We start from the raw sequence: 14,247 nt of genomic DNA on the forward strand, positions 1-14,247 counted from the left end.
TGCAACTTTTCGATGATATACGCAGTTATAAAATAACCGGGGGTGAATTACATGATTTCGTTCCGGCTCACATTTCCTATCAAGAAACTATTCAACAGATCCTGTCTAACAGTGTTACAACGCGGGCTGTCTGCATCGGGATTTCTCATTACTTTCTTGCTGTTAGGCAGCTGTTCCCCGAAAGAACATCCTGTAGAGGGCTTTCCGCCTGATTTCTCGCTAAGTTCCTGTCTCGCTGACACGCAGAGTTGCGCCAAGGTCTGCGTAGCCGCCGCAAAAGACTGCGCCGCCGCCTTTAACCGGGATCTGCATGAAGTCGACTTCGAAAGCAACCCCAACTGGCATCGCTTTCCCATCGTTAACGTCGGCGGCCCCCGTTTTAACAGCTCAACACCCATGCACGGGAACCTGGTCGAGGTTTTTCTGAATCGACCTGCCTTCGACAAAGTCAACTTGATCCTCGACGACACTAAGGCAAGGAAGACCTCTCTGCTCGATCAGGTCGATCTGCCCAACGGGTCGATCATTTTCAAAAGAAACTATGTAACCGGTCCCGACCCAAAAGCGGCCAACTGGCCAACTGTCATGATCAAGCTCGACGGCTACTGCAAGGCGGATGAGTTCCGTATTGGCGGCCAATGCCCGGGCGGCAACTGGTTTTGGTTCCTCTACCGAGGTGCGCTCTTCGACTTTGACGGTATGGCCGCTTATGGCAAACCACAAGACTTCTGTCTTGGCTGCCACGCGCCGACACAACGTTCCGACTACAGTTTTTTGCTCGATAGTCTCAGGCTAAAGTTCGGGTCCAAGACCTTCACGCGCAATATGCCCGAACTGAATGCCCCTGCCCCGGATTTTTGCGATACTGCGGACCTGAGCCCTGATCTGCCCGGCGACGTGGGCGCCAATCCCGCGAAGCTGACACCTGACCAGGCGCAGACTATGTTCGACTGCCTGTCCTGGCGGAGTTTTATAGCTCTTAACTGGCCCGTCGCGCTTGACGGCGACCGGATTTTGCGCGGTGAACCCGACCGCTCCAGCATCATCGGCCAAGCCGCCGACCGGCCAAGCGTTTGGGAGAGTTACAGGGAGGTCTACGAAACCTTCCAGCCTCAAAACCCGCATTGGACACTGGACAATCGAAATTTCGACGATCCCCAGGAACCACCCCTCGCCTGCGGTAAGGGTAATGGGTATCGCAAGGTCTTCCGGATGAATTCCAAATTCCGGAGTGTCACGCAGGTACTGAACGAGACGCACCAGGCCTTCGGCAATCAGTTCAACACCCTCGTCGATCAGAAGAAACAGACGCTGCGCTACGAGGTCAGGTTCAACCGTGCGGAATTCGAGTATCTGAAAGCCAATGAGCTGGCAAACACCGGGAACTACAGCGCCAGCGGTCCTTTCGACCGTTCTGCGTTACCCGAACGCAGCAAATACTTCGATGTCAGATTCCCTGCCGGCACTCACAACACCGCCGCGAAAACGCCTCAGGAAGGCGCCATCGAAATCAAGGGCGCCTGGCGGGTTCTCTGCACTCCGGATCCTGGTAAAAAGGGCGGTCTTGACTGCGCGGCGCCGGCCAATGTGTCCGATCTGGATCATCTGGAAAATCTAAAGAAGCGCTACGTCACCCGCGAGGGCGATTACTTCGAGGCAACCAGCGAAGGTGACATCTGTACGCAGGGCTACGTCTTCGGTCTGGTGGGCCTGCACGTCGCGCATAAAACCTTCTGGGCACCGCAATGGGTCTGGTCAACATTCGAGCACGTTGACAATGTACCGCCAGCTGACAGCGCAGGCGATGCAAAGACCGACTACACGCTGTTCAGCCGACAAGCCGCAGAGAATACCCCCGGTCCTGCCGCCTGTATGACACAACGACCGGGCGTCTTTCCGCCGTCAGAGGCAAAGCTACCTGTAGCCTGCCGCGAACGTTTGGCGGCAGAAGGCATTCAAACCATTGAGAACGGCAGATATTGCGCTAACCTGCAGCTCATTCTCAACAACAGGGTTCATCCAGCCTGCGCTCCGACAAACCCGACCCCGAAACCGCCGGTCGCCAATCAGGTCACACGGCTCAACAAGATCGGTCTCGGGGGGGATGCGGTCAGACTAAATGAAAAATTCCGCGCGCAACTGAAAGGCACAGCCTTCGAAAACTACGTCCTGGTGAATACCCAGTGGCCGATCCGTGCCAACGTGCCGGGCAATCCTAAGGAAGTCTATACCCGCCCTTGCGGTCTCGACAATCAGGTGGCAAGCGACTGCTTCCGGATTGCCCCTATCGATCCGGCGAACAACACCAGTGTCCGGTTACGCAATACCACGATGGAAACCTTCCAGGTGAGCTATAACCCCTTAGACGGTAACAATGATCGTAGCGTGCAAAAAAGCAGCGTCGGTTGCATGCAGTGCCACAATAAGACGGGGATCGATGCAAGTTACGTGTGGGTCGACGCTGAGGAGGAAGTCGTACCCATTGCGCAGCCTTCACCGTAACGCGGTCTTCATCGTTTTGCAGGGACGACCGGGCTCGTCTTTAAGCTGTTGAAGCGTGCGTCGGCAAACCGGCGCATGTCGCAATTACCCGTTTTCTCTGAGCGATCCGAACGCGTCGTTGTGCTCTAAAAACGCTGCCTCGGCTCCACTTTCGATTTAACCCGATGCCCGTTGGATCAGATCAGGTTTAGATGGAATGGCCGAAGACGATGCATCGTGCTTGCGAACCTGATCTAATTATAAGAACCGGAACGGATTCAAATATTCAGACAAAAACGGGGAGTCTTTCCGTCTGAATATGATCCGGTCTAGAAGTAACGTTCTTCCGGCAAGATCGAAATGCCGATATTTTCAAGGTAGTAGATAACCTCCACCGCAATCCCATCGCGGACGAGTCTCAGGCGTTCCTCGCCACGCTCGTCTTCGGTTTTGGCGATGGCCCCTCGTAACCATTCGCCCGCGCCGGACCAATCGGGGAAAACGTTCCTAATCAGCGCAAGAGCGTACGCGCGGTTTCGTTCCCATTCCGGCTTATGATCTTCGCGCAGCTGGTAGCTGTACTGGATCTGAATGAGATCTTTCGACACGCCGGCGGTCGAAAGAGAGGCGAAGTTGTTTTCCGAGAAAAACTGATCGTAGGGTATGTCCGGCCCCAAATAGAGCTCCCCACGCTGTTCCAAACGTTCCGGAAAGGCGTTACCGAGCCCGCCCAGAAGTTGAGACATCGAAAGCCCGAGCGAAGCCGTTGCGGGCTTGTCAGCTGTTGAACCTTCGCTCAGCGGATCTTGGGCCGCGGGATTACGGGGCACCCCACTCTCAACAAGCACAGGCATGATGCGCATGACTATCCGGCGGTCCGGCGCATCGATACCCGGCTCGTAGGCGATAATGATACTGTAGCCCTCCACCTCCTTTTCGAAGACTTCTTTGCCGGGATTGGCCTCGAGCTGGAACAACGATCGGCGCGCCCACGCCTTGCCACCGCGCCATCCCGGCAATGCATTACGCATAAGTATGCCGGCCCAGGCCCGCTTTTTGCTGCTTTCGCTTTTGAGCCCGGGGCGGAAGCTGTAAAGCAGGCCTTTCACTGCGTCAGTCGGACCAAGGATATCAAGATAGGTGTCTTCGAAGCTCGATTGGAACCGATCGCCGCTGACTTGATTCCCCGCGGCCAGACTTCCCTCACCTGGAAGATGAACAGGAAAATGCTTCTCAAGCCTGTGCGTCAGTTGCTTAAAGGTAAATCGCGACCGTCCCAAACCGCTGTTGTCGTCATTTGCAGCGACTGTCTGAAGCAGTTCCATTTGCCGCCCTCCGTTCTCTGCTGAAAGGAAATTCTGTCCGGGGTATCGCGATACCGACTCAGCCGGCGAAGCAGCAAAGGCAACAAGCGCCGGGGCGGTAATCCCGGCCATGAAGACCAGTATGCAACACTGAAATTTACTCATGCGGACTTCTGCCTCTCATTTCCTGGCCAATCATTTCCCGGCCGATCATTCCCTGGCCGATCATTCCCCGGCCTCTCATTCCAGAGCCAAGTTCAAGACCGCATGCGCTGCAGCCGACGCGGCGCTAGAAGAGAATCCCCTCGGGGATGACCGAGATGACGATGTCCCCCTGATGATGCACGACCTGCAGGCAGAGGCCGCGGCGCAGGACTTTGGTATCCGCATAACCCTGCTCAAGCTCCATGCGCACGATCGCGTTGCGCAGCCACTCGGAAGCCTCGGGCCAGTGAGGAAAAGTGTTTCTGACCAGTTCAAGCGCGTAGCGGCGGTTCTGTTCCAACTCGGATTTGACTTCATCGCTGAGCGGGTAGACGTAAGCGATTTGAGTAACCTCATCCCGCGCACTGAAGACCGAGAGAGACGCCGAGCTGTTCCGGGGCCGGAACTCTGCGTGCGGGACATGAAACGCTTCTCTCGGCCAGGGCTCCTCCTGCTTCGAGAAGACACCGCGAAGGCCGTTCAGGAGTTCGTCACAGGAAACCCCCAGGGAGATCGGAGGCGGTTTCGCAGCCACCGGCGGCATGATCCGCATCACAAGGCGGGGACCCAAAGCATCGCTGCCCGGATCGTATTCAACGGTCAGGCTGTGCCCCTCGACCTGTTTCTGAACGCACTCGGCATGCCGGTTCTCCTCGAGCCGCAGCAAGGCGCGCCGTACCCAGGTCTTCCCACCCCGCCACCGGGGTAATGCGTTGCGTAAAAGCGTGCCCGCCCAAATCCGTTTTTTCCGGGTTTCGGATTCGGGTCCTGGGTCATAGCTGTAGAGCAGGCCCGATATCGCGCCCGGTGGCCCTAAAGTCTCCAGGTAGGCGCCGTCAAAGGTTGAGAGCAGGCGATCGCTCCACATCTCCCGCTCGGACCTTAAGCTGCCTTCTCCCGATAATAGGGTGGGGAAATGATCTTCGAGTTTGTAAAGCAGCTGCTTCAGCGTTAAGGCAGGTCCGGCACCGACGCCACCTCCAATCAGGTTGCGGCCGCCCCATTGGTGTTCTGCAGATTCAACTTCATTCACCTCTTGATCTCCAAGCTTTGTGGAGCCGGAACCGGTTTGGCAACCGCGACGGCGTAGTCCCGACGACGCCGGGGCAAGGGCCGGTCCATTGGAAGTCGTCCCCCGGGGTTCGCAATCGTCAGGCTTTCTCCCGCCGCAACTGTCACCTGCCGAAACAAAAAAGATGCCGAAAGGTCAGTTCCACAACGTTTGGTCGGTTCTTGCTTCGATAAAGTTCAAAAATACTCGCTGCCTCAGCAAGACGAGGCAGTGACGGGCGTTCCCCGTGGGCCTGCCGGTGATGATGTTTTTGAACCGGAAACGGACCAAACCCTACCTACTGAAACAACAAGACTTCGGACAATCTGGGCGCCGGGCGAATACTCCCAGTGCTATCCGAATCCAGACCATATCCGAAAACACGTATCTGTCGCCGGGTGCTATCAACCAAGAGCTGTTCGAGCAGTCTCAAGCACCTGAAAAAACGGGATAACCGGACGCACCAATCACATAATCGCGAGCCGCCGTCCCAAATTTGAACGCTTCACCCGAAGTCGGCGACATACGCTATGAAACCACACTGGAGAGCCGGAGACTGGCTCCCAAGAGTAGATAGAATTTGCCCCGACCGGAAACGAACCAGACCGGCACGGAAAAAGTGGGAGACGACCTTTGACCGACGCACAGGAACAGCCGAACGATCAAGAGCTCATGAAGCTCCTGCCGTTCTATGTGAACCGCTCGCTTGACGAGGATGAACAGGCCTCCATCGAGGACTACTTGGCACGCTCCGAGGCCGCACGGATCGAACTCATATACCTCGAGCGGTTGCGCAATGCCGTCAAGCGGCAGTCTCTCGTCAATTCACCGGGCGAGCTTGGCCTGAAACGCCTGCAGAAAGATATCGCACCTAAAGGTATCGCCGGGAACGGCTCAGGCGCAGCCTGCGATACCCTCACTGGAAAACGGGCCAGCGATCTGGCTGGGCGAGCTCAACTGAGCGCCCGCGGCGAGGGCGTTGCCTTCTGGTGGCGGCACGTGGCCGTCGCCGCCTGCCTGACACTTGCCGTCTTCGCCGGTCTCTCGACGCAAGAGTGGCAGGATCGCGACGGCGAGCCGCAGCTTGCCGGCAGCGCCAGCGGCGCCGTGTTACAGGTCACCTTCAAACCCCACGCTACAGAGGCCGCTATCCGCTCGTTGTTGCTGGAAACCGGCCTCTCGATCAAGGAAGGCCCGTCTTCTCTGGGTATCTATTACTTAGACCTGGACGCGAGCGTGAATGGTGCAACACTGAAATCCGCCCTGCAAAAACTGCGCAACCGTGCGGATGTTGTCGATACTGCTGAAATCGACTGACAGGAAATCGCTTCACACAAATTCGACAGAATGAGATTGAGTAGAAAGATGTTGGTAAAGACGTTCATGGCTATGGGCCTTGCGACAAGCCTGCTTGCGCTGTCGCAGTCACCCCTCGAGGCGCAGAGCCCGACGAGTTCACCAACTGTGCCTGGCACCGCCGGAGAACCGCCACGGCAACCGGGGTCGCCCACTCCAGCATCGGACCCCGCCCCCACTCCGTCCAAGCCCTCGCCATCGAGGCCATCCACGGCCCCCTCGACGCAGAACCCAAACGGCAGCCAGACGCAACCCAACCCGACCGGCGGCGGCGGCCGCCCCCAGGGTCAACCTCAGGGTCAGCCGCAGGGCCAGCCTCAAGGACGGCCGGATGGAATCGGGATGCATCGCCTCATCGGGCCGCAGTGTTTTCGTCCCGGCGACCTGCTGATTATCGAAGGCAGGGGACTGGACGCCGCACGCGGGTTTTCGCTTGAGCTGGAGCTGCCTGGCGATTACCGCCGGCTCGAGATCGAGGTCAACACCTGGCAGAGTTCCCGGCTCATCGCCCGCCTTGCTGACTCTTCACGCCTGAAGGGCGGACATCGATATGGTCTGGTTCTGATTGATCCCCATGGGCGGCTCGTCAAAGGTCCGGTACCTGTGGTCGAGTTCGAACTCTGCCAACTGGCGGCGAACCAGACCACGTCCCCGGACCTGGAACCCGCATCGCAGAACCTGAATCAGGCCGTGCCTGATGAGGTTACTCTTCTCACCGGCGTGCAAGACAGCGATCCGGAAGGAACCGTCACCGCGCTTGGCTATGGCGTCGCCCAGCGCGTAGAGCTCGCTGCTTTGGGCCAGGAGATTCTGCGTCTCTCCGTGCCGGCCTCCAAAACCCTTACCGAAGCCGTAAGCGAGCTGCAGACAGCCTTGCCCAATGCCATCGTGGATGTGAACTCACTTTATGAGATTCAAAACGGGCCGCGGTACTATGCGAAACGTGCGATCAACTGGACCGATGACTTCTTGAGCTGCGCCCAGGGCGGTCACGGCATCCGGATCGGCCTGATCGATAGCGGCCTCGACCTGAGCCACCCGGCACTTTCTGAACAAAGCATCGTGCAGAAATCCTTCATCGACCGCGAGCAAAACCCGGAAGGGCTCGATCATGCGACGGGGATCGCGGCCTTACTGATCGGAAGGCCCGGAGTCGGTACGCCGATCGGTCTGCTTCCCGCCGCCCGGCTTTACGTCGCCGAGGTTTTCGAGCGAGATGACGACGGCCCCTCGAAAGCTTCCAGTTTCCGCCTCGCCATCGCGCTTGACTGGCTGGCGCAGGAAAGGCTGCGCGTGGTCAACCTTTCATTCGCCGGACCAAGAAACGCGGTCTTCTCAGCCAGTCTTGCCCAGGCCAGCCGGCAAGGTATGGTTCTGGTGGCCGCCGCCGGCAATTTCGGTGCTGATGCGCCCCCCGCCTTTCCGGCCGCGGAAAAGTCTGTACTCGCAGTCACTGCGGTCGATTCCCGCAACCGGCTATACACCAAGGCCAACCAGGGCAGTCACATCGAGTTTGCCGCCCCGGGCGTCGACGTCTGGACAGCCAAAACCGGTGGCGGTGGCGCTTATCGCAGCGGAACCTCTTTTGCCGCGCCCTATGTCGCCGCTATCGTTGCGGCTGAACTTTCGCTTAATCCCCGGCAGTCGAACGGACTGATCGTAGAAGGAATCCGGCGCAGCGCCCGGGACATCGGCAACGACGGGAGAGACACGAAATTCGGTTGGGGCCTGGTTCGCGCCCCCAAACCCTGCAGGGATTGAAGGCAAAGCGTCAGACCCGGGCCGGCTCACGCCCGGGGACCCGGCTCGGAACCCACGCTGCGCGCTGCGGCGCTATCGCCACCTCAGGCCAAATAGAGGAAAAAAACCATTATAATCATAAAAATCAAATAGGTAGAGTTTTTTTGAACGTTTGCTTACCTGGGGCGACAAATAGAAGAGTAGGACGCTTCATGTTGCTGGAAGAAACCGGAATTGATTGAAGTGTCGGCGTTTCCACCCCGCGACCCTCAGGTGCATTGCCATGTTAATTGCAAAAAAATCACCGGACTATTTCTTCGATATCCTCACGTACGGTCTGATTATGTTCGTCGTGGGCAGTGTGATTTATTTTTACACTCTGAACATTCCCAGCTTTGACATCGCCATAAAAGAAACCCGCTTGGGCCTGCTCGCCTTTGTCGGCTTCGGCCTGGCCGTCGTGGGTGCCTTCATCACATTTGTTTCTTCGATTCTTTGGTACCTGGCAAGGCTTCACGACAACGAATCCTGAAACAGGAGCCCGGCCTCTAGCGCGCGGTGCATACGCCAGACCCCGTTCCTGCCCCGGACAAGAAACCCGCATATGAGGAAAGGAAGCAGCATGACGAAAACGGCACTTGTATTCATGACGGCAACGCTCACGCTCTCCACCACGGTTCCTTCCCTGGCGCAGGAATCGCGGGCATTGCGTAAGCCTTTCTATGAGACGGAGACCGAGCACTGTACGCTTAAGGCTTCGAATGAGCGTTCGGGCGGCTCACTGCGCCTGGACATCGGCAGAAAAGATCCAGATCACGCCTGCGCTTTCACAGAAGCGGAGACAGTCGCGCTCTTCACCAGGATCCTCGACGCCCATCAGCAAAACAACAGCGGCGGTTCATACACATCGCTCATGCTCGGATCCCTGAGCCACTATTCCTGGATGCAGCGCTATCTGATGGAAACCGCGCGTCGGGACGAGAACTGGTCTCAGAAGATAGGCAGACCGATCGCAGGACACGAAAACACCTATGTGAACAGCATTCTGAATCGCCCCGAGATGATCGAAGTTTTCAACAAGGCCGGCGCAAAGCATGGCTATCGCTTCAGCGGCGCAAGTTGCGAAAAGGTATTCATTTCTGACAACGGCCTGCCCTACGACGCCTTCTGCTGGATCGAAATGACACCAGGTGAGCCTGATCAGTGATATCCCGTCTGTCGTTCAGGCACGCTGCCGGTCCGAGTAACAACCGACACAATCCCTGTCACTCGCGGTTAAGCTCCAATGCGTAATCAGATAGCCATCCGCATGCTGTTGCTGGTCGCCGGCACTGTTGCCTATGGCTATTACGGGGTAGAGTTCATGACGGGATCTCCCGCAGCCGACGTGCTGGCGTGGTGGTGGGAACAGGGCGAGGGACATGTCCCAATTCTCCTATGCCTTACCGCCCTGCTCGCCTTTCCCTTTCTCTTGAGTCTTTGGATCGACACCTGGATCGCCATCGCGTGGGGAAATCCCGTCGACTACGTTTTCCTGGGCCCGACACTTGAGATCGATAAGAGAAACTACTATGCCGTGGATGATCCCACACAAGAACGCCTGACGATCCGACTGCCTTCCGTCCCCTACGGCAGAACCCTCACAAGCAGGATTGATCGTCTTTTCGCGGCCCATAAAATGATCCGCCTGGGCTCAGACCCGCGGCTCGTCGATACTTTCATGGGACACAACACGCGTTCACGGAGCCTGACGGCTGTCATGCACTACGTCGCACTGTTCTGGGGCCTGGCCGCGCTCGCACAGATCGTCATTCAATACGGCCTGGAATCCGGTCAGCCCGTCTCGATCTCTTATCTGTTGACGGTCCTGGCAGTCTCTCTCTCGCCGCTGGTTGCTTTCCATGTCCTGCTGCTTGTTTCCGGCCATTTCATCGCCCGAATGCGTTTTGGAGCCTGCGGGGAAGCCCCCCGCATCGTCCATGACATCGGACTGAAGCCGGGAGACCAGCTCACAGTCCAACTCGTTAAAAGCGCGCGCGCGGGAAAGAACAACCTCAAAAAGCGTCTCTTTCTCGTCGAATGGCCTTCAAAGGAAGGACTCATGGTCACTGCGGTTATGGCTTTCTATATGAACGGAGAAACGAACGCGGGAATCAAGGAACTGGAGGGTTTGGCGAAAAAACAGGATCACATCGACTGTGCGGTCACCGAACACTATGAACTCCGCCCTCTTCTCTTCACCGAACCGCAAGCGATCGACTGGTGCTGATCTGAGAAGAAGAGTCCGCTCAATTCCGCGCCATCAGCGCGACAGCATTACCAACTAGCAGACAGGCTAAAAGGCTTGCTCCTTGCACCAGGGGATACATGAGAAGATGCCATGGATCGCTGAATTCCAGCGCATAGGCAGGGACTGCCGCGACCATCGATGCGATCCCGCACTGGATCCAAATCAAGGCAACACCTGGCCGCAGATAGTGGACCAGCATCCCATAGACAACCACCGTCAGAACAAGCAATAGGACGATGGCACTGTAAAGGCTGTAGTACGCAGAGTCGTAAGGTGAATTGGGCAGAAGGCCGAACAGGCATCCGCTGATCAGATGCAACGGAACAATCACATAAGTGGCGTAGCTGGATAGCTTCATAGCCTGCAAGAGTTTCAGACGGCTGGAAAAAAGTGGGACAGTCGAACGCTATCGGCAAAGCGCCCGACTGTCCCGGCCGAACCAAGACGGAATGTTCAACGTCTCGGTTGGTCACATGACCACCGGCAGGTGGAAGTATGGAATCAGCGGCTTCATACTTGAGCCGTATTCCTACGTCGCGGCATCACGGCAAAAGGTTCAAAAAAAATGCTGCGATGATTTTTCTTACGGGAGCCAGGGAATGATCGCCCAAGCGCTGCGCATCCATGCATCGAGCTCTCTTCCTCCAGGAGTGTTTACCCCCCCTGAAAACTCCACCCCAGAACTGACACTCAACCCTTCAGCGACGCCGTCTTCGCCCCAGGGCCCACCCGGACGATACATCTACCTTAAATAAGCGTGTTTGTAGGATTTCGCTCCGACTTTTCGCTGTTTTTTCCGCCTCACCAGCGAATTAATTCTGACGTCATGAACATCAGTGATCTCGGACTCAAAACGCCTCCAATCGCCTATTGGTTCAATCGCTCATCGCCTTTTGGGACATCAGGTTGCCACGATTTGATTGTGCGTATTCAAATTATTTTTCCAGCTGATTTTAATCAAAAAAGCATCCAAGAAAAACACATAATATATTGTTATTATTAGATTTTTTAACGATTAACCGCACCATCCGACCAGATGCGATGCAAATGTGCATCATCTTTGTGCAGCGCTTCGGGTTCATGTCTACCGCATTCGCATGTATGACGTTGTGTGTTCACGCGATGTTATTGCAAATGCCACTCATCGCTGTATCGGTGCGTGGACAACATGAAAGCGATTAGTTCGTAAGCAAATAAATGAGAGTGTCAGATTTTCAGAAAAGGTATTTTTTCTACCATTTGTAGATTTTTTGGCCTGTTCGCAGACAGCGGCAAAAGTCTTCAGGCCTGTTGGGACAGCTTGCCTGATTGACGCGTAAAAAACGCGGCATCGCCGCAGTGTAACTGGGAACGTCGGATATTGGCAGATAGGGAGACCGACCTGAGACACCACCGCGACTCACGGCCGTTTCGGCAGACGGTAGATGGCATTTACGCGTATCGCTCTCCGTACGGCTATCATGACTGACATTTTATTAAGTAACAAAATATCAAAATTCGGCTTTTATACTTTATTTACTTAACGTTATTTAAATAATAATGTGATAATTACTTGTGCAAATACAATATATTTCACAATAGGTGAATTGAATGTTCCCCTCACTTCAAATAAAAGCGTACCAGGAGTAAATCTTGGGACTCCCAAACCACTTGTCCTGCGACGGGTTCAGCCAGGGGCGGAGGCCAGTCTGCACCCCCTACGCCTGCCGCGCAGCGGTCGATGGCGGTGCGATACCTCGCGCATTGTCTCGGGCAATCGTGCTTGCATTTGTAGGCTTTATCCTGCTGGGCGCGACAGCCTTTGGGCAGGAAACGGACGATACGCAGAAATTGGACGGCACGGCCCAAGATCAGTGGACTGCAACACTGGCTCCCGCCAAAAACGGCGACAGCTACGGGCCGCTCGAAGAGATTGTGATCAGGATTCCCGACGATGTCCCTTTCGAGATCCTTCTGCGTTTGGGGTTGGAAGTCGATGCCATTGACGTAACCCCTCTTCTCGCGTTTGAGGATCAGTCATTCACCTACCGCCCGCAGCAAGCCCTGGAGCCGGGTGAACACGAATTGCGCATGATTGAACTCACCCCTGACGGCGAGGTCATCGCGCGCGGAAGCTGGGTCCTCTTTGTCTCTGGAGATGCGGGCATTGCCGATGTCAGCCCGGACGTAGATCCCTTCTCTTTGTCCGCGACGAATTCCGTCGAATTCAGCCAAAGACTCGATGACAAGGGCTTCTCAAACCAACCCGCGCGCGGGCAGGTCTCCGGTGGCGGGTACGCCGATACCGCCTATAGCGCCGGGCGCTGGTCGGTCACCGGAAATGCAAACTATCTCTTAGAAACCCAAAAGGCTCGCTCGTCAACCGGACGCAGGTTTGATCTGGGAGAGTACAATTTCAATACCCGCTTCGATGGCGAAGACATCTTTGGCCAGGTTGCGTTAGGCCATCAAAGTCTGGATATCGACAATTACATCATGTCGAACTACAGCCGCCGCGGACTTTCCGCCAGCCTCGGCAGCGCCGATGAAATGATTGCGGTCACCGGGTTCAGCTTCCTGCCTGAGAGCACCGTCGGCAGCGAGAACATCACCGGCCTGGGCGACAGTGACAACCGGCTTATGGGTTTTCAGGCCACGGCGCACCCGGTTCCGGCCTGGGGTCAGGATTTCTCCGTCACAGGTATCTACTACAACGGCCAGGGAAGCAACGGCGGCTTCGGCATTGGCGGAGACACCATCGTGAACGAGGGCGATGGATGGGGCGTGACTGTCGAACACTTCCTCTTTGAGCGCAGCCTGCAACTCACCGGACAGTATGCCCGCAGCAACTTCGAACAGGGTGACGTCGTTGTCGGCGAGGACGAAGCTCAGGGAGATGCCTGGTCGTTCGCTGCGGCCTACACGCCGTTCCAGTCCGAGGAGATAGGGGGTGAGTATCTGAGCGTCACGATCGGCGCTCAATACGAACGCGTGGATACCTTCTTCAACAGCCTGGCCAACTCATCCCTGGCAGCGGATCGTGAGAGTGTTCTGCTTTACTCCGACATCAATTGGGGAAGCGTCTCGGCGAACGCGCAGGCACTGTACCAGACGAACAATGTTGACGATCTGGAAGAACTTCCAACCGAACGCCTGTCGAGTTATCAGTTTTCCGCAAACTACTACCCAACAATAGATCCCCCGGCCGAGGGCGAGACCGATTGGTTTGGCCAGCCCTTCTTGAACCTCAATGCAGGGACGGCAGGCAACAAACGGATCAAGACTCCCGAGGCTTATCTGGGAACAGATACGGACAATCAGAATTACTCGGTCACACTGGGTGGAGGATCGAGCTACGGGGCTTGGGGCTGGCAACTATCCGAGACCTTCTCAGGCTTCCTCGACCGCACGAATCAGTCTTCGGACTCGACCAACTACATGACTGATGTCTCCGCGAATTGGGCAGTCAGCGATGCCGTGCAGGTAAACAGCGGCGTTCAGTGGAGCCGGTTCAAGGACAAGATGTTCGATACCCGAACCAATAGCATCAACCTCAATCTGGGCCTCCAGGCCGAGATTATTCCCGAAACCCTGAATACGGCGCTGAACTACAATTTGAACCTCCTGACCGGCGACGGCGACACACCTGATAACACCATCGCGAACGGCGAGATCGTATGGACGATCCTTCCCCCCACTGAGAACTATGTCGGGGTCGCGCTTGCGTTTCAGGGTCTTGTGGAGAATAGAGATGGCAACAGTGACAAAAGCTTCGACGGTACGGATTGGCAGGCTTTCGGACTTTTGCGGATTTCCGCACCCGTTAGCTACTGATGGAGAGA

Annotated in this window: 10 protein-coding genes; 7 read left to right on the forward strand and 3 right to left on the reverse strand. The window is 56.3% G+C overall.

Annotated elements, in window-relative coordinates:
- Positions 1 to 156: 156 nt before the first annotated feature.
- A complete protein-coding gene (locus FKG95_RS18125) occupies positions 157 to 2,502 on the forward strand; it encodes a hypothetical protein (protein WP_142897813.1) in 2,346 nt (781 codons plus the stop codon).
- 308 nt (positions 2,503 to 2,810) lie between these two features.
- Here FKG95_RS18125 and FKG95_RS18130 read toward each other — a convergent pair whose 3' ends face one another.
- Positions 2,811 to 3,806: a hypothetical protein gene (locus FKG95_RS18130; protein ID WP_179954160.1), complete on the reverse strand. Its 996-nt coding sequence runs from the start codon at positions 3,804 to 3,806 to the stop codon at positions 2,811 to 2,813.
- A 268-nt stretch (positions 3,807 to 4,074) separates the two neighbouring features.
- Positions 4,075 to 5,022: a transcription antitermination NusB family protein gene (locus FKG95_RS18135; protein ID WP_142897815.1), complete on the reverse strand. Its 948-nt coding sequence runs from the start codon at positions 5,020 to 5,022 to the stop codon at positions 4,075 to 4,077.
- 651 nt (positions 5,023 to 5,673) lie between these two features.
- On the opposite strand from FKG95_RS18135, the gene FKG95_RS18140 reads away from it, so the two are divergent.
- From FKG95_RS18140 to FKG95_RS18160, 5 genes are all read left to right on the forward strand, one after another.
- Complete coding sequence (locus tag FKG95_RS18140) at positions 5,674 to 6,357, forward strand: hypothetical protein (protein WP_142897816.1); 684 nt, start codon at positions 5,674 to 5,676, stop codon at positions 6,355 to 6,357.
- Between the two features lie 48 nt (positions 6,358 to 6,405).
- Positions 6,406 to 8,157, forward strand: coding sequence for a S8 family serine peptidase (locus tag FKG95_RS18145; RefSeq protein ID WP_179954161.1), 1,752 nt, complete (start codon positions 6,406 to 6,408; stop codon positions 8,155 to 8,157).
- A 262-nt stretch (positions 8,158 to 8,419) separates the two neighbouring features.
- Entirely contained in the window at positions 8,420 to 8,668 is a 249-nt protein-coding gene (locus tag FKG95_RS18150; RefSeq protein WP_142897818.1) for a hypothetical protein, read from the forward strand.
- A gap of 90 nt (positions 8,669 to 8,758) precedes the next feature.
- Positions 8,759 to 9,343 (forward strand): hypothetical protein, encoded by a 585-nt coding sequence (locus FKG95_RS18155; protein WP_142897819.1) that lies wholly within the window; start codon positions 8,759 to 8,761, stop codon positions 9,341 to 9,343.
- 78 nt (positions 9,344 to 9,421) lie between these two features.
- Entirely contained in the window at positions 9,422 to 10,405 is a 984-nt protein-coding gene (locus tag FKG95_RS18160) for a hypothetical protein (protein ID WP_142897820.1), read from the forward strand.
- Between the two features lie 19 nt (positions 10,406 to 10,424).
- Here the strand turns inward: FKG95_RS18160 and FKG95_RS18165 are convergent, their stop codons facing one another.
- Complete coding sequence (locus FKG95_RS18165) at positions 10,425 to 10,784, reverse strand: hypothetical protein (protein ID WP_142897821.1); 360 nt, start codon at positions 10,782 to 10,784, stop codon at positions 10,425 to 10,427.
- A gap of 1,400 nt (positions 10,785 to 12,184) precedes the next feature.
- Here FKG95_RS18165 and FKG95_RS18170 point away from each other — a divergent pair.
- The gene (locus FKG95_RS18170; RefSeq protein ID WP_142897822.1) at positions 12,185 to 14,239 is read left to right on the forward strand and encodes a hypothetical protein; all 2,055 of its coding nucleotides are present in this window, start codon (positions 12,185 to 12,187) and stop codon (positions 14,237 to 14,239) included.
- Positions 14,240 to 14,247: the final 8 nt, after the last annotated feature.

The organism is Denitrobaculum tricleocarpae, from assembly GCF_007004665.1.
GTDB lineage: Bacteria > Pseudomonadota > Alphaproteobacteria > Kiloniellales > Kiloniellaceae > Denitrobaculum > Denitrobaculum tricleocarpae.